The organism is Pseudomonas sp. GW821-FHT09A09 (assembly GCF_059418405.1).
The window spans coordinates 13,569-36,157 of sequence record NZ_JBWKPU010000008.1 but is presented as its reverse complement, the minus strand read 5'-3'; the positions used below and the strand labels follow the sequence as shown (position 1 = coordinate 36,157).

The 22,589-nt window shown below is 60.6% G+C and carries 20 protein-coding genes, 1 tRNA gene and 1 pseudogene; 12 read left to right on the top strand and 10 right to left on the bottom strand.

What is annotated here, in order from left to right; all coding sequences use genetic code 11:
• Positions 1-205 precede the first annotated feature (205 nt).
• Positions 206-282: transfer RNA gene (locus tag AC07OV_RS08825), tRNA-Met, on the bottom strand.
• 278 nt (positions 283-560) lie between these two features.
• Between AC07OV_RS08825 and dinB the strand changes: the two are divergent.
• A pseudogene (gene dinB / locus AC07OV_RS08820) lies at positions 561-1,544 on the top strand (DNA polymerase IV); the annotation flags it as partial.
• Positions 1,545-1,575: 31 nt separating this feature from the next.
• Here the strand turns inward: dinB and AC07OV_RS08815 are convergent.
• The 4 genes from AC07OV_RS08815 to AC07OV_RS08800 all read right to left on the bottom strand — a co-directional run bounded on the left by AC07OV_RS08815 (position 1,576) and on the right by AC07OV_RS08800 (position 6,387).
• The gene (locus AC07OV_RS08815; RefSeq protein ID WP_176994374.1) at positions 1,576-2,529 is read right to left on the bottom strand and encodes a hypothetical protein; all 954 of its coding nucleotides are present in this window, start codon (positions 2,527-2,529) and stop codon (positions 1,576-1,578) included.
• Positions 2,530-2,549: 20 nt separating this feature from the next.
• On the bottom strand, positions 2,550-4,265 hold the full coding sequence (locus tag AC07OV_RS08810) for a proline--tRNA ligase (RefSeq protein ID WP_495092059.1): 1,716 nt from the start codon (positions 4,263-4,265) through the stop codon (positions 2,550-2,552).
• Positions 4,266-4,436: 171 nt separating this feature from the next.
• Positions 4,437-5,981, bottom strand: a complete 1,545-nt coding sequence (locus AC07OV_RS08805) for an AmpG family muropeptide MFS transporter (protein ID WP_494996671.1) — start codon at positions 5,979-5,981, stop codon at positions 4,437-4,439.
• A gap of 43 nt (positions 5,982-6,024) precedes the next feature.
• Positions 6,025-6,387, bottom strand: a complete 363-nt coding sequence (locus AC07OV_RS08800; protein WP_495092058.1) for an MGMT family protein — start codon at positions 6,385-6,387, stop codon at positions 6,025-6,027.
• Positions 6,388-6,541: 154 nt separating this feature from the next.
• On the opposite strand from AC07OV_RS08800, the gene AC07OV_RS08795 reads away from it, so the two are divergent.
• From AC07OV_RS08795 to groL, 5 genes are all read left to right on the top strand, one after another.
• Positions 6,542-7,549, top strand: coding sequence for a DUF481 domain-containing protein (locus AC07OV_RS08795; RefSeq protein WP_495092057.1), 1,008 nt, complete (start codon positions 6,542-6,544; stop codon positions 7,547-7,549).
• Between the two features lie 108 nt (positions 7,550-7,657).
• Positions 7,658-8,389 carry a HugZ family pyridoxamine 5'-phosphate oxidase gene (locus AC07OV_RS08790; RefSeq protein ID WP_495092056.1) on the top strand — a complete coding sequence of 244 codons (732 nt, stop codon included), beginning with the start codon at positions 7,658-7,660 and terminating at the stop codon, positions 8,387-8,389.
• 66 nt (positions 8,390-8,455) lie between these two features.
• On the top strand, positions 8,456-8,932 hold the full coding sequence (locus AC07OV_RS08785; protein ID WP_176994368.1) for an FxsA family protein: 477 nt from the start codon (positions 8,456-8,458) through the stop codon (positions 8,930-8,932).
• Positions 8,933-9,179: 247 nt separating this feature from the next.
• On the top strand, positions 9,180-9,476 hold the full coding sequence (locus AC07OV_RS08780; protein ID WP_016975516.1) for a co-chaperone GroES: 297 nt from the start codon (positions 9,180-9,182) through the stop codon (positions 9,474-9,476).
• Positions 9,477-9,526: 50 nt separating this feature from the next.
• Entirely contained in the window at positions 9,527-11,173 is a 1,647-nt protein-coding gene (gene groL, locus AC07OV_RS08775; RefSeq protein ID WP_176994367.1) for a chaperonin GroEL, read from the top strand.
• A gap of 182 nt (positions 11,174-11,355) precedes the next feature.
• Here groL and AC07OV_RS08770 read toward each other — a convergent pair whose 3' ends face one another.
• Positions 11,356-13,305 carry an LTA synthase family protein gene (locus AC07OV_RS08770; RefSeq protein ID WP_495092055.1) on the bottom strand — a complete coding sequence of 650 codons (1,950 nt, stop codon included), beginning with the start codon at positions 13,303-13,305 and terminating at the stop codon, positions 11,356-11,358.
• Positions 13,306-13,506: 201 nt separating this feature from the next.
• On the opposite strand from AC07OV_RS08770, the gene colR reads away from it, so the two are divergent.
• The 5 genes from colR to AC07OV_RS08745 all read left to right on the top strand — a co-directional run bounded on the left by colR (position 13,507) and on the right by AC07OV_RS08745 (position 17,278).
• The gene (gene colR / locus AC07OV_RS08765) at positions 13,507-14,190 is read left to right on the top strand and encodes a two-component system response regulator ColR (RefSeq protein WP_003175870.1); all 684 of its coding nucleotides are present in this window, start codon (positions 13,507-13,509) and stop codon (positions 14,188-14,190) included.
• On the top strand, positions 14,180-15,460 hold the full coding sequence (locus tag AC07OV_RS08760) for a sensor histidine kinase (protein WP_494996674.1): 1,281 nt from the start codon (positions 14,180-14,182) through the stop codon (positions 15,458-15,460). The genes colR and AC07OV_RS08760 overlap by 11 nt, the downstream gene beginning before the upstream one ends.
• A gap of 189 nt (positions 15,461-15,649) precedes the next feature.
• Positions 15,650-16,330 (top strand): class I SAM-dependent methyltransferase, encoded by a 681-nt coding sequence (locus tag AC07OV_RS08755; protein WP_176994364.1) that lies wholly within the window; start codon positions 15,650-15,652, stop codon positions 16,328-16,330.
• A 4-nt stretch (positions 16,331-16,334) separates the two neighbouring features.
• The gene (locus tag AC07OV_RS08750; protein WP_494996675.1) at positions 16,335-17,054 is read left to right on the top strand and encodes a lipopolysaccharide kinase InaA family protein; all 720 of its coding nucleotides are present in this window, start codon (positions 16,335-16,337) and stop codon (positions 17,052-17,054) included.
• Positions 17,051-17,278 carry a hypothetical protein gene (locus AC07OV_RS08745; protein WP_494996676.1) on the top strand — a complete coding sequence of 76 codons (228 nt, stop codon included), beginning with the start codon at positions 17,051-17,053 and terminating at the stop codon, positions 17,276-17,278. The genes AC07OV_RS08750 and AC07OV_RS08745 overlap by 4 nt, the downstream gene beginning before the upstream one ends.
• Positions 17,279-17,347: 69 nt before the next feature.
• Here AC07OV_RS08745 and AC07OV_RS08740 read toward each other — a convergent pair whose 3' ends face one another.
• From AC07OV_RS08740 to AC07OV_RS08730, 3 genes are read right to left on the bottom strand one after another with little or no spacing between them, the layout of a single operon-like run.
• The gene (locus AC07OV_RS08740) at positions 17,348-18,445 is read right to left on the bottom strand and encodes a DUF1513 domain-containing protein (protein ID WP_495092124.1); all 1,098 of its coding nucleotides are present in this window, start codon (positions 18,443-18,445) and stop codon (positions 17,348-17,350) included.
• Between the two features lie 2 nt (positions 18,446-18,447).
• Positions 18,448-19,512 (bottom strand): imelysin family protein, encoded by a 1,065-nt coding sequence (locus AC07OV_RS08735; protein WP_494996677.1) that lies wholly within the window; start codon positions 19,510-19,512, stop codon positions 18,448-18,450.
• 31 nt (positions 19,513-19,543) lie between these two features.
• Positions 19,544-20,971 carry a di-heme oxidoreductase family protein gene (locus tag AC07OV_RS08730; protein WP_495092054.1) on the bottom strand — a complete coding sequence of 476 codons (1,428 nt, stop codon included), beginning with the start codon at positions 20,969-20,971 and terminating at the stop codon, positions 19,544-19,546.
• A 139-nt stretch (positions 20,972-21,110) separates the two neighbouring features.
• Here AC07OV_RS08730 and AC07OV_RS08725 point away from each other — a divergent pair, with 139 nt between their 5' ends.
• Positions 21,111-21,674: an NAD(P)H nitroreductase gene (locus AC07OV_RS08725; protein WP_495092053.1), complete on the top strand. Its 564-nt coding sequence runs from the start codon at positions 21,111-21,113 to the stop codon at positions 21,672-21,674.
• A 120-nt stretch (positions 21,675-21,794) separates the two neighbouring features.
• Here the strand turns inward: AC07OV_RS08725 and AC07OV_RS08720 are convergent, their stop codons facing one another.
• Positions 21,795-22,550 (bottom strand): methyl-accepting chemotaxis protein, encoded by a 756-nt coding sequence (locus tag AC07OV_RS08720; RefSeq protein ID WP_494996687.1) that lies wholly within the window; start codon positions 22,548-22,550, stop codon positions 21,795-21,797.
• Between the last annotated feature and the right edge of the window lie 39 nt (positions 22,551-22,589).

Below are 22,589 nucleotides of genomic sequence, written 5' to 3'. Positions count from 1 at the left end.
TACAAATATTAACGCGTATCGCCGGGGGCGGCGACAGCGGCCATTGGTCGTAGAGGGTAGCGCTTGAGCATTGAGCATAGCTTGCAAAGACATGGACTCAACAAACCGTGTAGGGTTTCATGAAATATGCCATGTCATTGTTTCAGAAGAACTTTTTCACCGGATACAAAAAAGGCCACTCTTTCGAGTAGCCTTTTTTGATGTTTGGTTGCGGGAGCCGGATTTGAACCGACGACCTTCGGGTTATGAGCCCGACGAGCTACCAGACTGCTCCATCCCGCGTCTGTGTGTCGGCATTCTACAGAGGAACTTCGGTGTGTCAACCGTAGATTCCAGGAAAAGCGCTTCTGCTTCAATCGGTTAGCGTGCCGGGGTGGGTTTCCGAAAGGGCTTGGGGCCAGTCAGGCCGTGGCTTTCAGCTCTATCGGATTGCCGATTTCGATTGAGAAAATAAATTCATTGGCGAAATTTCCTACCACTCAGACGGAAGATTCAAACTACTGGTGCTATATACAGGGGTGAATGCGATACTGGCCACCCGTAGGACCACACCCCTTTATATGACGCAGCGCAAAATCATCCACGTCGACTGTGATTGCTTCTACGCCGCCATCGAGATGCGCGATGACCCGAGCCTGGCGCAAAAGCCCCTGGCCGTGGGCGGCTCGGCGGACCGGCGTGGGGTGATCGCCACCTGCAACTACGAGGCGCGGGCCTATGGCGTGCGCTCGGCCATGTCTTCCCGTCACGCCTTGAAGCTGTGCCCGGACCTGACCATCGTCAAGCCGCGCATGGACGCCTATAAAGAAGCGTCAAAGGAAATCCAGACGATCTTTCGCGATTACACCGATTTGATCGAGCCGCTCTCCCTGGATGAAGCCTACCTGGACGTCTCCGACAGCCCGCACTTTGGCGGCAGCGCGACGCGTATCGCCCAGGACATCCGTCGGCGGGTCTCCAACCAGTTGCATATCACAGTGTCTGCCGGGGTCGCGCCGAACAAGTTTTTGGCCAAGATCGCCAGCGACTGGAAGAAACCCAACGGGCTGTATGTGATCACGCCGGATCAGGTCGAGGATTTTGTGTCCCAGTTGCGGGTCAGCAAGCTGCACGGGGTGGGCAAGGTCACGGCGGACAAGCTGGCGCGCCTGGGCATCGAGGACTGCCTGCAATTGCGCGAGTGGAACAAGTTGGCGCTGGTGCGTGAGTTCGGCAGTTTCGGTGAACGACTGTGGAGTTTGGCCCGTGGGATCGATGATCGCGCCGTGCAGAACGACAGCCGCCGCCAATCGATCAGCGTGGAAAACACCTACGATGTCGACCTGCCGGACCTTTCAAGCTGCCTGGCGAAATTGCCTGAACTGATGGAAACCCTGGCCGGGCGCATGTCGCGCATCGACAGCAGCTACCGCGCCGGTAAGCCGTTCGTGAAAGTGAAGTTTCATGACTTTACCCAGACCACACTGGAACAGGCGGGGGCAGGGCGGGACCTGGAGAGTTATCAACAGCTGCTGACGCAGGCGTTTAATCGCGGTGGCAAGCCGGGCTCCTACAAGGAAGCGTGCGCATCAGGTTTCAGCGTGCGCCGGGGTCTGCCACCAAACGCCCCGCATCCTTGGTCAATGCCTGCAGGAATTCCTGCTGCAACTCCGGATCATTGCGGGTCAGTTCGATCAGGCTTTGTTCCAGTTCACTGGCTTCTTCTTCCAGACCCAACTCCGACAGGCGCTTGACGCGGTGCACCCACTGGTTGACCTCGTCGTCTTCCAGGTCGTCGTAGATCAGGCCGTGGGCCTCCAGCAACTTGCTGCGCAGGGTGCTGCTGATCGCCAGGGTCGAGTCCGAATGCACATCGTCCTGGCCATCTTCCACGCTGATCTTCAAGGTGCTGACGCGGTTCAGATCCTGTTCGGCAAATGGGCTGTCCAACAGGTTCAGGCGCAGGACGCCGTTGCGGTCGGTGGTCAGTTCATGGGTCTGCTTGCCGGCAGTGACCTGCACCGGGCGCTCGCTCCAGGGCAGGCTCGAATACTCCACGCGCTTGTCGCGCTGGACTTCATCGATACCCGCCAGGTTCTGTTGCGCACGGCCATGGGATTGCACGTTCATGAACGGGTTGATGCCGTCCACGCCGTAGCTCAGCCAGTCGCGGGTCATGCTGGTGGGCAGGTTGCCGAGGGCGAAGATATTCGCCACGTTGGCGCCGGCGCCAGCCACCAGAGCCACGGCACCCAGAGGCATCTCGTAGAGTTTGCGCCAGGGCTGGTAGGGGGTGTAGCGATCGTAACGACGGGTGACTTCGAACTCGGTGACCTCAAAGGTCTTTTGCTCGTGAATCCGAACCCGGCGTTGCGGCAGTTCCAGCACTTTGGGCTCGCCTACATCGATCTGCAGGCTGTGGTCGAGCAACTTACGCTCGACCCGTTCCTCGTGCTCACTGCGTTGCGACATCTGGTTGGCGCAGCCGCTGACCAGCAGGGCGCCGCACAAGGCGGCGCCCCCCAGGGCTCTGGTGTTTCGCTTGAACATGACTTCTCTTGATCTGGTTTTCAGCGACGAATACGCGCCTGAAGGAAAGACAGCACGTCAGCCACCGGCAACGGTTGGGCTTCGGCTTCGGTCCGGCTCTTGTATTCCAGATTGCCATCCGCCAGGCCGCGGTCACTGACCACGATACGGTGCGGGATGCCAATCAGCTCCATGTCGGCAAACTTGATGCCCGGGCTGGTTTTCTTGTCCCGGTCATCGAGCAACACTTCAAAACCGGCGGCCGTCAGTTCGGCATACAGCTTGTCAGTGGCTTCGCGTACTTGCTCGTTGTCGTAGCGCAGCGGTACCAGGGCGATTTGGAACGGGGCCAGGGCGTCGCTCCAGATGATGCCTTTCTCGTCGTTGTTCTGCTCGATGGCAGCTGCCACCACGCGTGACACGCCAATACCGTAGCAACCCATTTCCAGGGTGATCGGCTTGCCGTTCTCGCCCAGCACTTCGCACTTCATCGCCTTGCTGTACTTGTTGCCCAGCTGGAAGATGTGCCCGACTTCGATGCCGCGCTTGATCTCCAGGGTGCCCTTGCCGTCCGGGCTTGGGTCGCCGGCCACCACGTTACGCAGGTCCGCCACGGTCGGAACCGGCAGGTCACGCTCCCAGTTCACGCCGAAGTAGTGCTTGTCGTCGATGTTGGCGCCGATACCGAAGTCGCTCATCAGCTCGACCGAGCGGTCGATGATGATCGGCAGTGGCAGGTTCAGCGGGCCGAGGGAGCCCGCACCGGCGCCAATGGCGTCGCGCAGTTCGGTATCGGTGGCCATCACCAGCGGGCTGGCCACGCCAGGTTGCTGGGCCGCCTTGATTTCGTTGAGCTCGTGGTCGCCACGGATTACCAGGGCAATCAGCTTGCCTTCTTCTTCAGCGCGCACGATCAGGGTCTTGATGGTCTTTTCAATCGGCAGATTGAATTTTTCCACCAGAGCCGCGATGGTCTTGGTCTCTGGGGTATCCACCAGGCGCAGTGCTTCGGCCGGAGCAGGACGGGAGGTTTCCCGTGGCACGGCTTCGGCTTTCTCGATGTTCGCCGCGTAGTCGGAACCGTTGCTGAACACGATATCGTCTTCGCCGGACTCGGCCAGCACGTGGAATTCGTGGGAGCCGGCACCGCCGATGGAGCCGTTGTCCGCTTCAACCGGGCGGAACTTCAGGCCCAGGCGCGTGAACACGTTGCAGTAGGCGGTGTGCATGCGGTCGTAGGTGACCTGCAGGGACGCCTGGTCGGCGTGAAACGAATACGCGTCCTTCATGATGAATTCGCGGCCGCGCATCAAACCGAAGCGTGGGCGGATTTCGTCACGGAACTTGGTCTGGATCTGATACAGGTTCAACGGCAGCTGCTTGTAGCTGCTCAGCTCGTTGCGCATCAGGTCGGTGATCACTTCTTCGTGGGTCGGGCCGGCGCAGAAATCGCGGCCATGACGGTCCTTGAAGCGCAGCAACTCAGGTCCGTACTCTTCCCAGCGCCCGGATTCCTGCCACAGTTCAGCCGGTTGAGTGCTCGGCATCAACACTTCCAGAGAGCCGGCGGCGTTCATTTCCTCACGAACGATGGCTTCGACCTTGCGCATCACCTTCAAGCCCATGGGCAGCCAGGTGTACAGGCCGGAGGCCAGTTTGCGGATCATGCCGGCGCGCAGCATCAACTGATGGCTGATCACAACCGCGTCGGAAGGCGTTTCTTTCTGTGTGGCGAGCAAATATTGACTGGTACGCATGGTAGGCCGTTGTCGGTTGCTTGGACTTGAAATGACTCTGGATTGTACGGGCGCAAACTGCCGGAGTACAGGCATCAGAATACAGAGGGGTATGTAGGAGCCGGCTTGCCGGCGATGGCGTCTTTGAGATTGACGCGAGGCTTGCGGGCCTCATCGCCGGCAAGCCGGCTCCTACAGGGGAGATACTTCGTCAGCTGGCGGATTCAACCGAGCCCGCCGATTTTCCTGGAACCAATGCAAGGCAATCAGGAACAACGTCGGCACGCCCAGCAGGCAGGTGATCAGGAAGAAGTTGTGGTAGCCAAACTTCTCCACCATCACCCCTGAATAGCCGCCGATCAGGCGCGGCAGCAACAGCATGATCGAGCTGAGCAGCGCGTATTGGGTCGCGGAAAACTTGAGGTTGGTCAGGCTCGACAGGTAGGCCACGAACGCCGAAGTGGCCAGGCCGGAACTGAAGTTGTCCAGGGAAATCGTGAAAATCAGCATCTGCAGGTCCGGGCCCATGTCGGCGAGCATCACGAACAGCAGGTTGGTTGCGGCCGAGGCCACGCCGCCGATGAACAGGATCGGCAGGATGCCGAATCGTACGATCAACAGGCCGCCCATGCCCGCGCCGAGCAGGGTCATGATCAGGCCGAAGATCTTGCTGACGCCGGCGATCTGATCCTTGGTAAAGCCTTGGTCGATGTAGAACACGTTCGCCATCACGCCCATCACGGTGTCGGACATGCGGTAGGTCGCAATCAGCCCGAGCAGCAGCAGCGCCTGCCAGCGGTAGCGCACGATGAAGTCGTTGACCGGCGTCAGCACCGGCGCCAGGCCACGGCGACCCATGGCCGAAAGGCACAGGCAGGTGAGGGTAATGTAGAGAATGGCGCGCAGGAAGGCGCGGTCTTCCATCAGCAGTTCCCACAGGCTCACGCCATGGAACAGCACGCTGGCGAAATCCGTGTTGTACAGCTGGGTGAACATCGCCGGCACCGACACCAGCAGCACAATCAGGACGAACACCGACACCAACTGGTGCATGAAACTGTAGCGACCGGCCTGCAACTGGGTACGCAGTGGTACGTTCGGCTCGCGCATGAACAGGGTGGTCAGCAGTGCCGGGATCATCAGCACGCCGAACAGCACGTAGGTGCCGGTCCAGGCCGAGTGCTTATAGTTGAAGCCGGTCGAGCCGAAGCCTTCGGCAAAGAACAGCGCGCCGGCCGTCGCCAGCAGGGCGGCAATGCGGTAGCCAGACATATAGCTGGCCGCCAGGGCGGCCTGGCGGCTGTCGTCGGCGATTTCCAGGCGATAGGCGTCTACTGCAATATCCTGGGTGGCCGACGCGAAGGCGACGATGACAGCGATGGCGATCAGCCAGGACAAGTGTTTCTGCGGATCGCAGAAGCCCATGCCGATCAATCCGAGGATTACCAGTGACTGGGCTAGTACCAGCCAGGAACGACGGCGCCCGAGTTTACCGAGCAGCGGCAGGCGCCATTGGTCGAGCAGCGGTGACCAGACCCATTTAAAGGCGTAGGCCAGACCGATCAGGCTCGCATAGCCGATGGTCTCGCGGGCCACACCGGCCTCACGCAGCCACACGGAAAGCGTCGAGAACACCAACATGTAAGGCAAGCCGGCGGCGAAGCCGAGCAACAACAGCACTAACGTCGAGGGGCTGGCATAGGCGGCGAGCGCGGCGCGCCAGGTTTTACGGGGCATGGGCTGGAGTCTGCCTCAGATTTGCGGAAACAAAGCGCGCACTCTAACCGCTGTGCTCTACCGGGCGCCAGCCATGACGCTGAATATCCACGCGATTGTTGCGGATCGTGACGCCTTCGCTGCGCAATCGCGCGCGTTGCTCGTCGCCTGAGGCACTGCCCACCGGTAGGCTTATCCGACCACCGGCACCCAGCACCCGGTGCCAGGGCAGCTTGGTGTCCTCGGGAAGCTGGCTCAAGGTGCGCCCCACCCAGCGTGCCGCGCGTCCCAGCCCGGCCAAGTGCGCCAGTTCACCGTAGCTCACCACGCAGCTAGGCGGGACCTGCGCCAATGTCAGGTAAAGCGCCGTGCGGCGCATCTCGGCGGGGCTTTGCGGGGTTTCGGCGGGTTTATTCACTGTGGGCATATCCGTTGAGATCGTCGGCATTTTTGTCAGAAACGTCTGTAAATATCGCGATGAGCACTGAACTCAACCCCAATCCCTGAGTCAGTCCTTGCTAAGGCGTTATCTAACACGATAATGCCGCCTTTTTTGTCAAACTTGAGCCCCGAACCTGCTTATGTTGTCCAGAACCCTGCTGTGCCTCGCTGTTTTCAGCGCCTCCACGCCCTTGTTGGCCGACACCGTCTGGTTGAAGAACGGTGATCGCCTGACCGGCAAGATCAAGGTCTTCGACGGTGGCAAGCTGCTGATCCAGACCGACTACGCAGGGGCCATCCCGGTGGATTGGAAGCAGGTGAAAACCCTGGAAAGCGACCAGGAATTGCTGGTCAAACAGGATGCCTACACGGGCGAGAAAGCCAAGTCGCTCAAAGCCGCAGATGACGGCAAAGTAGTCCTGGCCAATGGCGAAGCGCCCAAGACCGTGGAGCTGGCGAGCATCCAGCAGATCATCAAGCCCAAGCCTGTGATCGAAGACCTGGTGTGGAAAGGCAACGTCGACCTGGCGCTGGACTACAAGCGCGCAGAAAAAGATACCAACGACTACGACATCGACTTCAAGACCACCGCCCGTCACGGCCAATGGCGCCACACGGGGCAGGGTGAGTACAACCGCGAGTTCCAGGACGACGTCACTACCACCGACAACTGGGCCCTGGAATACGACCTGGACCGCTTCCTCACCGAGCACTGGTTCTGGCAGGGCCGCCTGACCTATAAGCGTGACAAGGTGGAAGACCTGTCCCGCCAACGCACCGTCGGCACCGGCCCGGGCTACCAGTTCTGGGACGATGAATTGGGCGCGTTCTCTCTGGGTTCGCTGGTCAACCGTACTGACTACGAATATTCCGACGGCGGTAAGGACAACTTCTACTCCGTGGCCATGAAGTGGAACTACAACCGCTACCTGGTGGGCAAGACCGTCGAGTTCTTCACCAGCGGCGAATTGGGCCGGCCGATCGATGGGCCGGTGGATTACTCCCTGGATGCGGAAATGGGCCTGCGCTACAAAGTCACCGAATGGGCCTCGCTCAACCTCAAGGCCGAGCGCGACATCATCAGCGGCGATTCGGACAGCAGTCTGAGCAAAACCCGCTACACCGCCGGGTTCGGTGTGGCCTGGTAATAAGGCCGCACAAAACCTGCTTGGCAACCTTTGCCGATATTGATTACCTTGTGGTTGAGATCCATTCCCATATGCCATGGGCGGCTGAATACCCCGAGGAGTCATACGTTGAGCACACAGGTTGCCAAGAACGCCCGAGAGCTGTTGCTCAAGGAATACCGTGGGGCGCTCGCCACACTGTCCAAAGCCATGCCAGGCTTTCCCTTCGGTTCGGTGGTGCCGTATTGCCTCGACGATCAAGGCCGCCCGCTGATCCTCATCAGCCGCATCGCCCAACACACCCATAACCTGCAGAAAGACCCCAAGTGCTCGCTGCTGGTGGGTGAGCGCGAGGCCGATGATGTACAAGCGGTAGGGCGCCTGACCTACCTGGCAGAGGCCGAGAAGCTGGAGGACGCCGCAGCCATCGAGGCGGCCGCCGAGCGTTATTACCGCTATTTCCCCGATTCGGCCAACTACCATAAGGCCCATGACTTCGATTTCTGGGTGCTCAAACCGGTGCGCCACCGTTATATCGGCGGGTTTGGCGCGATTCACTGGGTCGATGAACTGACGCTCGCCAACCCGTTCGCGGGCAAGGCCGAGCGCAGCATGATCGAGCACATGAACAGCGATCACACCAAGGCTATTGCCCATTACGTCGACCTCACCGGTTTGCCGACCTCCGAGCCTGCACAACTGGCGGGCATAGACAGTGAAGGCATGCACCTGCGTATAGGCCAATCCTTATATTGGTTGCCCTTTGCGGAGTCTTGCAACACTCCGACACAAGTGCGCGAAGCCCTGGTTTCATTGGCTCACGCCCAGGTTTGGCCGAAAAAAGCGGCGGCCAGCGCTTGAATTCACGAAACGGCGACGTCATCTAAGGTGGACTGGCAAGGCATTCTTGCGTTGAGGAACCATTTGATGCGCCCTTTTTTATTGCTCTTTCTGCTGTTCCCGGTGTTGGAGCTGTTCGTATTCGTTCAAGTCAGCAGCGCGATCGGGTTTTTCCCGGCCCTGTTGCTGATCATTCTCGGCTCGATGCTCGGCGTTCTGGTGCTGCGCGTCGCCGGCCTGGCCACGGCGCTGCGTGCCCGTGAAAGCCTGAACCGTGGCGAACTGCCCGCCCAGACCATGCTTGAAGGCCTGATGATGGCCCTGGCCGGTGGCTTGTTGATCCTGCCGGGCTTTATCAGCGATGTGGTCGGCCTGGTGATGTTGTTGCCGTTCACCCGCAAGCTGCTGGCGGGCAAGATGCGCCAGCGTGCCGAAGAGGCTGCGATCCGTCAGCGAGCGTTCGCCGACGACCTGCAATCCCGTGGCGGCCCGACCCCGCGCCAGCCGCTGGAGCGTGAAGGCGACGTGATTGAAGGCGAGTTCGAACACCGCGACACCAAGTAACCGCTTCACCAGCACGGCACCTTCGGGTGCCGTGTTGCTTTTACCGCCCGGCGAGTGCAAAAAAAATCCGTCGAGCCCCCTTGTAATAAGCTTATGCGCCCTTATGTATCGGTCACCGCAAGGTTTCTGGTGGCAACGCCAGACAGACTTCCGCGTTTCGCTTGGCGAACCGCGACCGGCACAGCCGGATTACAACCCGCCGGTACTGACACCGGCCGATGAAAAACACAATTAGGAGAGATCGACAATGAGCAAGCTTCGTCCTCTGCACGACCGCGTCGTAATCCGTCGCAGCGAAGAAGAAAAGAAAACCGCTGGCGGTATCGTTCTGCCAGGTTCGGCTGCTGAAAAAGCCAACCACGGTGTGATCGTCGCTGCTGGTCCAGGCAAAACCCTGGAAAACGGTGAAGTGCGTGCTCTGGCCGTTAAAGTCGGTGACAAGGTTGTATTCGGCCCTTACTCCGGCAGCAACACTGTGAAAGTTGACGGCGAAGACCTGCTGGTCATGGCCGAGAACGAGATTCTCGCCGTTCTGGAAGCGTGATTTTTCCGCTTACTTTCCCGTTACTCCAAAGAATTTAAGGATTATCGATCATGGCTGCTAAAGAAGTTAAATTCGGCGATTCCGCCCGCAAGAAAATGCTCGTTGGTGTCAACGTCCTGGCTGACGCGGTAAAAGCGACCCTGGGCCCGAAAGGCCGTAACGTGATCATCGAGAAGAGCTTCGGCGCTCCGACCATCACCAAGGACGGCGTTTCCGTCGCCAAAGAAATCGAACTTGAAGACCGTTTCGAAAACATGGGCGCGCAGCTGGTCAAAGACGTTGCCTCCCGTGCCAACGATGACGCTGGTGACGGTACTACCACCGCTACCGTTCTGGCTCAGGCTATCGTTAACGAAGGCTACAAGGCCGTCGCTGCTGGCATGAACCCAATGGACCTGAAGCGCGGCATCGACAAGGCGACCATCGCCATTGTTGCCGAGCTGAAAAACCTGTCCAAGCCATGCGCTGACACCAAGGCTATCGCTCAGGTAGGCACCATCTCCGCCAACTCCGACGGCTCCATCGGCGACATCATTGCCGAAGCCATGGAAAAAGTCGGCAAAGAAGGCGTGATCACCGTTGAAGAAGGCACTGGCCTGGAAAACGAACTGTCGGTTGTAGAAGGCATGCAGTTCGACCGTGGCTACCTGTCCCCGTACTTCGTCAACAAGCCAGACACCATGGTTGCCGAGCTGGACAGCCCGCTGATCCTGCTGGTCGACAAAAAGATCTCCAACATCCGCGAAATGCTGCCAGTACTGGAAGCCGTTGCCAAAGCTGGCCGTCCACTGCTGATCGTTTCCGAAGACGTTGAAGGCGAAGCCCTGGCGACCCTGGTTGTGAACAACATGCGTGGCATCGTTAAAGTCGCAGCCGTCAAGGCTCCAGGCTTCGGCGACCGTCGCAAGGCCATGCTGCAGGACATCGCCGTTCTGACCGGCGGTACCGTTATCTCCGAAGAGATCGGCCTGAGCCTGGAAAGCGCCACCCTGGAAAACCTGGGCAGTGCCAAGCGCGTGACCATCTCCAAAGAAAACACCATCATCGTTGACGGTGCTGGCGTTGAGCAGGACATCCAGGCTCGCATCACTCAGATCCGTGCCCAGGTTGCCGAGACTTCGTCCGACTACGACCGTGAAAAACTGCAAGAGCGTCTGGCCAAGCTGTCCGGCGGCGTCGCAGTGATCAAGGTTGGCGCGGGTTCCGAAGTTGAAATGAAAGAGAAGAAAGCCCGCGTTGAAGACGCCCTGCACGCTACCCGTGCAGCCGTTGAAGAAGGCGTGGTACCTGGCGGTGGCGTTGCGCTGATCCGTGCTCTGGAAGCCTTGACTGGCCTGAAAGGCGACAACGCCGATCAGGACGTGGGTATCGCTGTTCTGCGTCGTGCCGTTGAAGCACCACTGCGCCAGATCGCTGCCAACTCCGGCGACGAGCCAAGCGTGGTGGTCAACGAAGTCAAGAACGGCAAAGGTAACTACGGTTACAACGCTGCGACTGGCGTCTACGGCGACATGATCGAAATGGGCATCCTGGACCCTACCAAGGTGACTCGTTCCGCGCTGCAAGCAGCCTCCTCCATTGGTGGCCTGGTTCTGACCACCGAAGCTGCAATCGCTGACAAGCCGAAGCCTGAAGGCGCAGCTGGCGGCGGCATGCCAGACATGGGCGGCATGGGTGGCATGGGCGGCATGATGTAAGCCAGCCTTACGCCCGTACTGAAAAAGCCCCGCCTGCAGTGATGCAGGCGGGGCTTTTTTATTGCCGGTTACTAAGCGGGGCCGTGCCTTTGTAGTGAGCGGGCTCGCCCCGCGCCGCGGTCTATCAGGCGCCCCACATTTTCCTGACACACCGCCGCGCGGTGCAAGCCCGCTCACTACGGTCAGCGGTTGGTCAGTTGCGGGGTTGTGTCCTTGGGCGCTTTCCAGCTGAGCAACTGCTGCTTGAACCCATAACTGGCCCCCTGGTAATAGGTGATCGCGCGCTGGATCAACGGATCATCGCTGCCCACCCGCAGCTCCTGACTATCGCCCAGCGCTTGGTCATGGCGACGCAGCCCAAAACGCGGGCTGAGGATCGCCAGGTCCTTGCCGTCAAACAAACCCAGGTGCTGGTAATTACCCACCACCACGCGCGGTGGCAACGGGTTGTCCTGCAACAGGTTGCGGCCAAAGAAGGTCGACTCGTAGCTCAGGTTGATCAGGCCCAGCAGCGTGGGCGCCAGGTCGATCTGGCTGGCCAGTTGAGCACTTTCCCGCGCTTCGATCAGCTTGGGCGCATAGATGAACAACGGGATCTGGTAGTTGGTGATGGGCAGGTCTTCCTTGCCCGCGCTGCCGGCGGTGTGGTCGGCGACGAAGATGAAGATCGTATTGTCGAACCACGGCTTCTGGCGCGCCGCCGTGAGGAACTCGCCGATGGCGTGGTCGGTGTATTTCACCGCGCCGTCACGGCCGTTGCCAGACTTGATATCGATGCGCCCGTCCGGGTAGGTGTAAGGGCGGTGGTTGGAGGTGGTCATCAGTTGCAGCAAGAACGGCTGCTGCTTGGCATAGTCGGCATCCGCCAGTTTCAGGGTTTGTCGGTATAGGTCTTCGTCGGCCATGCCCCAAGCGTTTTTGAACGAAATCTCCGATTCAGCCACGCTGCTCTGGTCCACGACCCGATAACCGTTGCCGCTGAAAAACGCGTTCATGTTATCGAAGTAACCGCGCCCGCCGTAGACGAACACGCTGTCGTAGCCGATGGCACTCAACTGCTGGCCGAGGCTGGCGAAGCCACTTTCACGGCCGATGCGCTTGACGATCGAGCGCCCGGGCGTGGGGGGAATGGCCAGGGTGATTGCCTCCAGGCCGCGATCGGTGCGGGTGCCGGTGGCGTAGAAGTTATTGAAGTACAGGCTCTGCTGGCGCAAGGCGTCCAGGTTGGGCGTGAGGTTGCGCCCGTCGCCATTGCTGCCCATGTACTTGGCGCTGAAGCTTTCGATGGTCACCAGCACGATGTTGGGTTTGCGCAGCGTGCCGGGGTTGGTGATGGCACGGCGGATGTCCAGCGGGTCCTTGCCGATGAAGCGGGCGTTGGGTTCGCTGAGTTCGGCGCGCAACTGCTTGGCGACCACGTCGGCGGGCAGGCTTTTATAGAACTGCGTGTAGTCCAGTTCGTTGTTCCGGAACGCTGCAAAAAACTGGTACGGGCCATTGCTCGCCAGTTCGTTCTTGTAGGCATTGCCGCCTTGGGCGCGGGGGCTGTCCTGGCTGATCAGTTGCAGGCTGAGCCCGGCAACCAGCAACAGGCCCAGTGCATTCAGCAGACGACCACGCAGCGGCGGCAGCGGGGCACTCATCGCCGCATTGAATGGCTTGCGCAGGACCAGGCTCAGCACAATGGCGAGCATCGCCAACAAGCTGAGCAGCTTGCCGATCGGGTAGGACTCCAGCAGGTTGTTCAAGACCTCGTTGGAATACACCAGGTAGTCGACGGCAATAAAGTTGAAGCGTACGCCGAACTCATCCCAGAACAGCCACTCGGCGACGGCGGTAAACAGCATGGCAAACAGGCTGACCGTCAGTACCGCCTGCAGGAACCAGCGATGGCCACGGCGGCGCCACAATGCGGGCGGGCACAGCAGCAAATACAGCCCTAACGGCAACGCCGCATAGGTCAAGAAGCCCAAGTCATAGAGCACGCCCACGCCAAACACCGGCAGCAAATTGCCACCGACTTCGTCCAGGTGAGTGACGAGCAACACACTGCGAGTGAGCAGGAAAACAACCAGCCAGGCGCCGGTGACGAGCAGCAAATAGCGCATAGGCGCCGTTCTGAGAAACCCCATGTCTACATTCCTTATATCAATGGGCGGCGATCTTCGCCCTGACACTGTAGTCAGTTTGTGAAGCTATAGTGAAAATCTCGTTCAACTAAAATATCGGTTGAAAACCTTAATCGACGGGCCTTCCAGGTCTATCCCTGAGCCGCACTTGGCCTTAAGCTGCGCGAGCCAACACGGCCGTTACCGCGTACGGAGACACTGCCCATGCGAATTTTATTGGTTGAAGACAACCGCGATATTCTGGCCAACCTGGCGGATTACCTGGGGCTAAAAGGCTATACCGTGGATTGCGCGCAGGACGGTTTGTCGGGCTTGCACCTGGCCGCCACCGAACATTACGACTTGATCGTGCTCGACATCATGCTGCCGGGTATCGATGGCTATACCCTGTGCAAACGCCTGCGCGAAGACGCACGCCGCGACACCCCGGTGATCATGCTCACCGCTCGCGACCAACTGGATGACCGGCTGCAGGGCTTCAAGTCTGGCGCCGACGACTACTTGCTCAAACCGTTCGCCCTGTCGGAACTGGCGGCCCGCATCGAAGCCGTATTGCGCCGTGCCCAGGGCGGCGGGCGACGTGCCCTGCAAGTCGGCGACCTGAGCTATGACCTTGATACGTTGGAAGTCACCCGCGAAGGGCGCCTGCTCAAGCTCAACCCGGTCGGCCTGAAATTGCTGGCGGTGTTGATGCAAAAGAGCCCGCACGTGCTACGCCGCGAGATCCTCGAAGAAGCGCTGTGGGGCGATGACTGCCCGGACAGCGACAGCCTGCGCAGCCACGTTCACCAATTGCGCCAAGTGATCGATAAGCCGTTCGCCAAGCCGTTGCTGCAAACGGTGCACGGTGTGGGTTATCGCCTGGCCGAGGGTCGTGATGGAGTTTAAGCAAAGCCTTGCCCAGCGGATCATCATCGCCTTTGCGTTGATGAGCGCACTGGTGGCGGGGGCCTTCGCCATGGGCATTGTCGCCACCGTGCATTTGGTGGAAGAGAAGCTGATCTCGGCTGGCCTGGGCGGTGACTTGCAACGCCTGCTGCTGATGGACAGCGTCGAAGACTGGAGCCACCGGCCTGAGCCGGACCAGCTGTTTTATTTCAGCGGTGGGCGCGGTGATTTCGAGTTGCCCAAGGACCTGCGACACCTGGAGCCGGGTTTTCACGAAGTGTTCCGCGAGGCGCTGTCGTATCACGCCATGGTGGAAGTGGTCGACGGCCGGCGCTACGTGCTGCTGCAAGACCAAAGCGATTTTGAAGAACGTGAGCGCGTGCTGTTCGCCGTGGTGTTGGTGGGCTTTGTGCTCAGCCTGGCGCTCGCGGTGTTCCTCGGCTGGGTGCTGGCGCGCAAAGTGATGGCTCCGGTGGTCCGCCTGGCCCGCCAGGTTCGCCATCGTGACCAGCTGCTGGGCCTGGCGCCGCCCTTGGCGCCTGACTACGCCGCTGACGAAGTGGGCGAGTTGGCCGTGGCCTTCGACGCCACCCTGGGCCGGTTGCGCCAGGCGCTGAACCGCGAGCAGTTGTTTACCAGCGATGTGAGCCACGAGTTGCGCACCCCCTTGATGGTACTGGCCAGTTCCTGCGAATTGCTCCTGGAGAACCCGGCCATCGACCAGCGCGGTCGCAACCAGGTCGAGCGAATTGCCCGGGCGTGTGAGGAAATGCGCGAACTGGTGCAGACCTTCCTGATGCTCGCCCGTGCCCAGCACGATAACGGCGCCATGTCGCCTCAGGTCAGCCTCTCCCAGGTGGCCGACGACCTGCTTGGCATCTGGCGTGAACCTATCGAACGCAAGGGCCTGGAGCTGATCTACCAGCCTGGCCAGCCGCTGGATACGCGCTATAACACGACGTTCCTGCATGCGGTCATGGGCAACCTGTTGCGCAATGCCTTGCACTACACCGAGCACGGGTTTATCCGCTTGACCCTGGAGCCCAGTGGTTTTGTGGTGGAAGACTCCGGCGTGGGCATCCCCGAAGACAAGCGCGAAGCGATGTTCGAGCCGTTTGTACGTGGCAGCGAGAAGCGCGGTGATGGCCTGGGCCTTGGGCTTTCACTGGTGCAGCGCATCTGCGAGAACCAGGGCTGGAGCGTCAGCCTCAGTACCATGGAGCCTAACGGCTGCCGCTTCCACGTCGAGTTGAGCCAGGTCAAACCCTGAGCCCCCTCCCTGCCGCTATCCTGCGGCAGATCCCCACCTTTTCGGCGAAGATGGCCCCATGCCACTGCTTGTATCTGTAAAGTCTTGAAATGTATGGGATTGGACAGGACAAGTTTTTCACAACGGGTTGACCTGTTGATCACAGTTCGCTGCTTAAGGTTGTAGGCATCAGCAACTGGAGATCCGTTGATGTCTACCCCGACCAAACTCGAATTTTCTGAAAAGTACGACGATCAGCACGCTCAGAAATATTTGCTCAAGCATCAGGACAATCTGGCTCGCCGGTTGTCCCACAAACGCGACGAGCAATTGGCGCGTGGTGCACTGGCGATGGCTGGTGAGCCCGGCCTGGTGCTGGACCTGCCTTGCGGGGCGGGGCGTTTCTGGCCGTTACTGGCCGAAAAACCCAACCGTGTGATTATCGGGGCCGACAATTCAGCGTCGATGTTAAAGGTTGCTACAGCCGCCCAGCCCGCCGATGTGGTGAAACGGGTACGGCCCTTGCAGACATCTGCCTTTGATATCGATCTGCCCGATAACTCGGTCGACAGCATTTTTTGCATGCGCTTGATGCACCACATTGGTGAGCCTGCGCATCGGTTGGCGATTTTGAAGGAATTTCAGCGGGTTACCCGTGACAGCGTGATTATTTCGCTGTGGGTGGATGGCAATTTCAAGGCATGGAAGCGCAAGCGCACCGAAGCGAAACGTCGCGAGAAAGGTGAGCAGGAAGGTTACCAAAACCGCTTTGTGCTACCGGCTGCTACTGTTGAGGCAGAGTTTGAGCAGGCCGGTTTCCGTGTTCAGGAATCCCTGGACTTCATACCGCTCTACGCCATGTGGCGAGTGTATGTCTTGCGTAAGAGGTAACAGGATGGCAGTTGAGTGCGCAGTAGGCAGTCATGTAGCTCCCGAAGAACGATTCGATTTTTTCTGGCGCCAGCAGGGCGAGTGGGTGGAAGAGCCTAACCGTCGGCGCGGCGGTGAAAGTGGTGTGCAACGGGTGATCAGCCCCAATGGCCGTTTGCTCTACAGCAAGCGCCAGACCGGGCATATCTACCGCAGCCTGCTGCACCCGTTTGGACGCCCGACCGTCTTGCGTGAACGTGATGCCCTCAAAGGACTGCGTTTGCTGGATGTGCGGGTGCCGGAGTTGGTGTTCTGCGAAGCGCGCCGCGACCCGGAGCATCAATGGAAAGCCCTGTTGGTGACTGCGTCCCTGGACGGTTTCGACGAGATCGAAAACTGGTACGCCGCCGGTGGGCGTGAGCAGTACGGCGAACAGGTTCATGAGCGTTTGCTCAAGGAGCTGGCGGGCACCCTGGCGCGCATGCACAAGGGCCGTTGGCAGCATGGTTGCCTCTACATCAAGCACATTTTTGTGCGGGTAACGGGTGAGGGTGACTCGGCCAATGTGGAGGTGGCGTTGCTGGATTTTGAGAAGTGTCGCCAACGTTTGACCGCTTATCGGGCCGCCTCCCACGACATGCTGCAATTGCGCCGCCATTCGTCGTGGAACAGCACCGACTGGAAAAAACTCAGCTACTTTTACGAGACGGCGTTTGGCAGCGCTATCAAGGGTTTAACCAGATGAAGCTAGAAATAGCACGAGGTTTGTTTCTGGTCGGGGCATTGGGCATTGCAGCCCTCGCCCTGGCGGCGTGGGAGCAGCCTCGCACACAGGTTCTGCATGCGGTGCAAGGTGGCGGGCAATGCCTGTTGCCACGCGTCGCCAAGGCCAGTGTGGCGGTCAAACCCGATCATGAGCTGTTGCTGTTCATGTTCGGGATGTCTCAAGGCATGAGGCCGCAAAGTTGAAATTATTCAAACCCCCGGAGAAGGGCCTTGCGATGCGAGGCCCTTTTTTTTGCCTTGAATACCCTGGCGTCAGACCAGGTGCAGGTGGTTGTCCCAAAGCCCGGTCGGCAGCTCCAGTGGTTTGGCCACCAACGGTTTCTGGCGGCAGTCGTAGAAACGGCAGCGCCCCTGGCCTGAGGTGACAACAAACCCATCGGCCACCGCACCCACGCCGGCGCAATCGGGCAGCGGCCCATCCAGGCGCAGCTCACCGCTGTCCATGTCCCAGATAAAGAAGCGATTGCCACGCGGTGCCGTCAGCGCCACCAGCCGCAGCTCACTGTGTACCGCAACGCTGGCGGTGTAGTGCCCCATGGCCTGCAACTGCTCATCAGCCACCGGAAACGCCACGAACGGTTGCCCTGGACGCTTGATCGCCAGCAGCTCGGAACGCTCCTGGGACGGCCCCATGAACTGCTGCCCGGTGAGGATGGTGCCATCGCTGGCAATCCCCATATGCCGCACGCTGTTCATCTGCTGGCCGAGGGTTTCCTTGCTGATCAGCGTGCCGTCGCGGTGCATCAGCACCAAGCTCGGTTCCATGGCGTTGAGGTTCATCTCCACCCGGCTTTCGGCCTCGGTGCGAATGCCTCCGTTGGCCACAATCAGGGTTTCGCCGTCGGGCATCCAGGACACCTGATGCGGGCCTATGCCATGGGTGGAGATCTCACCCGTGTGCACCAGCCGCTCGCCTTCGAATTTATACACGCCGAGCAGGCCACGGCCGGGGTCGGAGGTGTCGTTTTCGGTGGCATACAGCCAGTCGCCGCTCTTGTGAATCACCGCGTGGCCGTAAAAGTGACGATTGGCGTTAGAGGTGATGGTTTGCAGCAGCGTGCCATCGCGCAGGTCGATCAGGTAACTCTCGGTGCCCGGACGGCGGGCGACAAACAGGGCAATCGGCAGCGTCGGATGGTTGATGATGTCGTGGCAGCGTTGGCCGACCTGGGTGGCAAACACGGGCTTGCCGTCCAAGCGGTAACCCACGGCATAGTGTTTGCCGTCCGCATCATCGCGCGCCGACAGCAGCAGCGGGCCCTTGTCTTTGCTTTTAAACAGCGCCCAGCCACCCAAGGTGATTGCACTGAGCAGCACGCTGCCAACGGCCAAAGCCTGTCGCCTGAGCATCATCAGTCACCGTCGTTGGCGTTAAAGCCCAGTTGAATGCCCAGCGCCTTGGCCAGCTCGCCTTCGTGCAGGCGGTGGACGACGTTGAGGCTGTCATAGAGGTCGTTGAGTTGCTGGCGCCCGGCATCGTCGGCCAACAACTCATTGAGGGTGCGCTGGTTGCTGGCAAACAGTTTGAGGGAGGCGGCGTAGGCGGCGTCGATCTTGTCAGCCAATGGCTTCTGGTCCGACGGCAACAGGCCACGCAGGCCCTTGTTGTCGATGCCGACCCATACGGTCTGAGCGGCGGCCAGGCTGGCTTCGAGGCTTTGCAGGGACGACTCGCTGCGCCACGCATCGGCCTGGAACGGCTGCGGGATGCCCTTGGTCTGGCGGCCCATCGGCGTGCCGAGTTTCTTCTTGAGCGTGTCCAGTGCGGTTACCTGCACGCGCAACAGATCGGCGATGGCCTCGTGGGAATCGGCGTAGCGCTGGTTCGGAAACTTGGTCATCTGCGCGAGCATGCCGTCGGTGCTGTTCCAGCTGGCCAGGATCTCTTCGGCCAGGGCTTTCTGGCGCTCGCCAATGGCCACCAGCAGCGGGCAGTAACGGGCTTTCTGGGCTTCGTCAGCGACGTCGGTCTTGGCGTCGTAGAGGATGTATTCGTAGGCCGACAGGCCTTGTACCACAACGCTGGATTTGGCCAGCGCTGCGCCATCGATCTGTGGCTGGGCGGTGACCAGTTGTTCAACCTGGCGACCGACCAGGTTTTTCTTGTCCGGCCAGAACTGCACTTGCCACGAACGGTTGCCTTCGGCCAGCGGGCCGATCAGCAGCGGTTGCAACTCGGCCCAAGCCTTTTGTGCGTGCAGGAAATCGGCGCGGGCGGTCTCCAGGCTTTCCTTGCCCTGGCAGTAGGCGAGGGCGCTGACGGCCAGTTGGCGGTCGGCTTCGACCCAGCGGCTGTAGGTCGGCAGGATCACTTGCTTGGCGATGGCCGCCGAGGTCACGGCCTGCGGGTCTTGTGGCGAGCAGGCGCCCAGTGCGAGGGCGGCCAGGCTGGTGAACAACAACTTGGGACGGAACATGTAGAGCTCCCTTCTGTAATTGGGGCAACGCTTATAAAGAATTCAGGAACGCCAGCAACGCAGCGCGCTGCTCGGCATTAAAGGACAGCACATGCTGCTGCGCCGCGTGTGCTTCACCGCCGTGCCACAGCACGGCTTCGAGCAGGTTGCGGGCGCGGCCGTCATGCAAAAACTGGGTATGGCCACTCACGGTTTGCGTCAGGCCAATGCCCCACAGCGGCGCGGTGCGCCAATCGCGGCCACCGGCCTTGAATTCGCTGCGGTTGTCGGCGAGGCCTTCGCCCATGTCGTGCAACAACAGGTCGCTGTAGGGGTGGATCACTTGGTTGGCCAGCTCAGGCTCGGCGGCAGTCGCGGCCGTGGTGAACGACGGTTTGTGACAACCCTGGCAGCCGGCCTGGTAAAACAGGTTCTTGCCGGCCAGTACCTGCGGCGTGTTGACGCCTCGGCGAGCGGGTACGGCCAGGTTGCGCGTGTAGAACAGCACCAAGCGCAGGATATTGTCGCTGACTTCCGGCTCGCCATCCGGGCCATTGCCATTGGGCGCCTGTTTGCAGGCGACTTGTGCATCGGTGCAATCATCAAAGGGTCTCAGTGACGTGGTGAGGCCCATATCACCAGAAAATGCGTGAACATTTTGTTGATTGAGGTTTGGCTGCCCGGCTTTCCAGCCAAATCGCCCGAGGACGGTGGTGTGCTGGGCGTCGTCCCATACCCGGTTGGCGCGGCCGATGAGGGCTTCCTTGTCGGCGGTTTTTGGGTCGGTGTTGCGCAGGATGTCGGCGTCGCTGATGGCTTCCAGCAGCCCCAGGCCGATCATGGGCGGCGCAATTCGCGCGGAAAAAAGTGTATCTGGATGCATCGGGCCGTAGCCGAGCTGGGAGATTTGCAGGTTGGGCTTGCGCAACTCGACAACGGTGCCGTCCTTGAACGTGACGTTGACCGGTGTGTAGTCCACTCGCACTTTGCCTTCCGGAGCCACGCCGGGCACGGCCATGTCCTGCAGTTGACCGCCGTAGACCGGCTCGGGCACCACGCCGATCTGTTCGATGACCTTGGCATAGGCCGGCGTGCCCGGGATCGACAGGCGCACCAGCATCGACACCGCGTTGGGCGCGTCGGGCAGCGGCGGATGGCCACGGCCGTCTTTGATATGGCAGTTCTGGCAGGCATTGGTGTTGAACAGCGGGCCCAGACCATCCCGTGCGGTGGTGGTGGACGGCGCGATCACCCACGGGCTGCGAAAGAAGCTGTTGCCGACGCTGAAGTCCAGACGGCGGGTAGGGGGCAGGTTGGCCGAGGGTAGGGAGAACGCGTTCTGGTCGCGCTTGTTCACCGTCGTGGCGCCACCGCTGCGCGATTCACCCGGCTCGGCCTTGGTGAAGCGAGGGGCGTCATCGCAGGCCGTGAGGCTCAAGGCCATCAATGCTGCGGACAGGCGAAAAAGCGAACGGAACATCGAGTTTCCTGAACGGCGGCTGAAAATAAGGTCGCAAAGTCTAACAGGGCGGGGCGGATTGAATAAGAGCAATTATCGTTTGGTCCAATCCGATTCAATCCCGCTAGAATGGCCGCACATTTTTCTCTGGAGGTGGCCAATGCAGGCTCTCGACGCTTTGCTCAACCGTGTTTCCGTGCCGCGTTTGCTGGAGCCGGCGCCGACCCAGGAGCAGCGCGACGTGCTGTTCGCCGCCGCCATGCGCGCGCCTGACCACGGCCAACTGCGCCCATGGCGTTTCCTCACTGTGGAAGGCACCGCCCGTGAGCAAATGGGCACGTTGCTGGCCGAGGCCGCCCGCCTGCAAGACGCCGACGCACCGCAAGCGGTGATCGACAAGGCCCAGAACGGCCCGCTGCGTGCGCCGCTGGTGGTGGTGGTGATTGCCCGGTTGCAGGAGCACTTCAAGGTGCCCAAGTCCGAGCAACTGTTGGCCGCCGCCTGTGCAGCCCACGGCATCCTGCTGGCGGCCTACGCCCAGGGGATCGGTGCGGTGTGGCGCACCGGTGAATTGTCCTACTCAGCCCACGTCGCCAAAGGCCTCGGGCTGACGGCGGATGAGGAAGTGATTGGCTTCCTGTACCTGGGCACGCCGCAGAACCCGCCGCGCACGGCGGGCAAAGAAGACGTAGCAGCGTTCGTCCAGGCCTGGCCCGGGCGTTAATCTGTAGGAGCCGGCTTGCCGGCGATAGCGGTGTGTCAGCCAATAGAGTCATTGCTGACCCACCGCCATCGCGGGCAAGCCCGGCTCCCACAGGGTTTAGCGTGGGGTTTGAATAAGCGGTCAGACCTTGAACTGGTCCATCAGCGTCATCTGCTGCGTCGCCAGGGCATTGAGCTGGCTGCTGATGGCCGCCGACTCAGTGGCCTGGCCGGTCAGGGTTTCGGTCACGGTGCGGATCGCCGAGACGTTGCGGTTGACCTCTTCGGCCACGGCGCTCTGTTGTTCGGCGGCGCTGGCGATCTGCAGGTTCATGTCGCTGATCACCGTCACCGCATCGCTGATCTTGCCCAAGGCCTGCACGGCTTGATGGATCTGCCCGGCGTTGCTTTGCGCCTGGCTCTGGCTGGAATGCATGGTCGCGACCACGCCGCGAGTGCCAGTCTGGATGCGTTCGATCACCAGGCGGATTTCCTCCACGGAATCCTGGGTGCGTTTGGCCAGGTTGCGTACTTCGTCAGCCACCACTGCAAAACCCCGGCCGCTTTCCCCGGCACGAGCCGCTTCGATGGCGGCATTCAGCGCGAGCAGGTTGGTCTGCTCGGCGATGCTGCGGATCACTTCCAGCACTGAACCGATCTGCTCGCTGTTCACCGCCAGAGCTTCGACTTCGCTCACCGCCTTACTGACTTCTTCGGCCAGGGTGGTGATGTCACGTGTGCTCTGCTCAATGATCGACATGCCTTCACGCGCCGACTGGTCAGCTCCGCGTGCCGCACTCGCGGCATTGGATGCGCTGTTGGCCACATCGTGGGCGGTGGCACTCATCTCGTTGGACGCGGTGGCCACTTGGTCGATTTCGCGGAACTGCACTTGCATGCCTTCGCTGGTCTGGCGTGCGATGGCCGAGGACTGGTC

What these genes read in the sequence shown, in the direction of transcription:
- AC07OV_RS08800 (WP_495092058.1), bottom strand. Translation starts at nt 6,387, where the DNA reads ATGCCCACAGTGAATAAACCCGCCGAAACCCCGCAAAGCCCCGCCGAG.
- AC07OV_RS08810 (WP_495092059.1), bottom strand. Translation starts at nt 4,265, where the DNA reads ATGCGTACCAGTCAATATTTGCTCGCCACACAGAAAGAAACGCCTTCC.
- AC07OV_RS08760 (WP_494996674.1), top strand. Translation starts at nt 14,180, where the DNA reads ATGGAGTTTAAGCAAAGCCTTGCCCAGCGGATCATCATCGCCTTTGCG.
- AC07OV_RS08730 (WP_495092054.1), bottom strand. Translation starts at nt 20,971, where the DNA reads ATGTTCCGTTCGCTTTTTCGCCTGTCCGCAGCATTGATGGCCTTGAGC.
- AC07OV_RS08795 (WP_495092057.1), top strand. Translation starts at nt 6,542, where the DNA reads ATGTTGTCCAGAACCCTGCTGTGCCTCGCTGTTTTCAGCGCCTCCACG.
- AC07OV_RS08740 (WP_495092124.1), bottom strand. Translation starts at nt 18,445, where the DNA reads ATGCTCAGGCGACAGGCTTTGGCCGTTGGCAGCGTGCTGCTCAGTGCA.
- AC07OV_RS08755 (WP_176994364.1), top strand. Translation starts at nt 15,650, where the DNA reads ATGTCTACCCCGACCAAACTCGAATTTTCTGAAAAGTACGACGATCAG.
- AC07OV_RS08780 (WP_016975516.1), top strand. Translation starts at nt 9,180, where the DNA reads ATGAGCAAGCTTCGTCCTCTGCACGACCGCGTCGTAATCCGTCGCAGC.
- AC07OV_RS08815 (WP_176994374.1), bottom strand. Translation starts at nt 2,529, where the DNA reads ATGTTCAAGCGAAACACCAGAGCCCTGGGGGGCGCCGCCTTGTGCGGC.
- AC07OV_RS08735 (WP_494996677.1), bottom strand. Translation starts at nt 19,512, where the DNA reads ATGTTCCGTCCCAAGTTGTTGTTCACCAGCCTGGCCGCCCTCGCACTG.
- AC07OV_RS08745 (WP_494996676.1), top strand. Translation starts at nt 17,051, where the DNA reads ATGAAGCTAGAAATAGCACGAGGTTTGTTTCTGGTCGGGGCATTGGGC.
- AC07OV_RS08720 (WP_494996687.1), bottom strand. Translation starts at nt 22,550, where the DNA reads ATGCAAGTGCAGTTCCGCGAAATCGACCAAGTGGCCACCGCGTCCAAC.
- AC07OV_RS08750 (WP_494996675.1), top strand. Translation starts at nt 16,335, where the DNA reads ATGGCAGTTGAGTGCGCAGTAGGCAGTCATGTAGCTCCCGAAGAACGA.
- colR (WP_003175870.1), top strand. Translation starts at nt 13,507, where the DNA reads ATGCGAATTTTATTGGTTGAAGACAACCGCGATATTCTGGCCAACCTG.
- AC07OV_RS08785 (WP_176994368.1), top strand. Translation starts at nt 8,456, where the DNA reads ATGCGCCCTTTTTTATTGCTCTTTCTGCTGTTCCCGGTGTTGGAGCTG.
- AC07OV_RS08770 (WP_495092055.1), bottom strand. Translation starts at nt 13,305, where the DNA reads ATGGGGTTTCTCAGAACGGCGCCTATGCGCTATTTGCTGCTCGTCACC.
- AC07OV_RS08725 (WP_495092053.1), top strand. Translation starts at nt 21,111, where the DNA reads ATGCAGGCTCTCGACGCTTTGCTCAACCGTGTTTCCGTGCCGCGTTTG.
- groL (WP_176994367.1), top strand. Translation starts at nt 9,527, where the DNA reads ATGGCTGCTAAAGAAGTTAAATTCGGCGATTCCGCCCGCAAGAAAATG.
- AC07OV_RS08805 (WP_494996671.1), bottom strand. Translation starts at nt 5,981, where the DNA reads ATGCCCCGTAAAACCTGGCGCGCCGCGCTCGCCGCCTATGCCAGCCCC.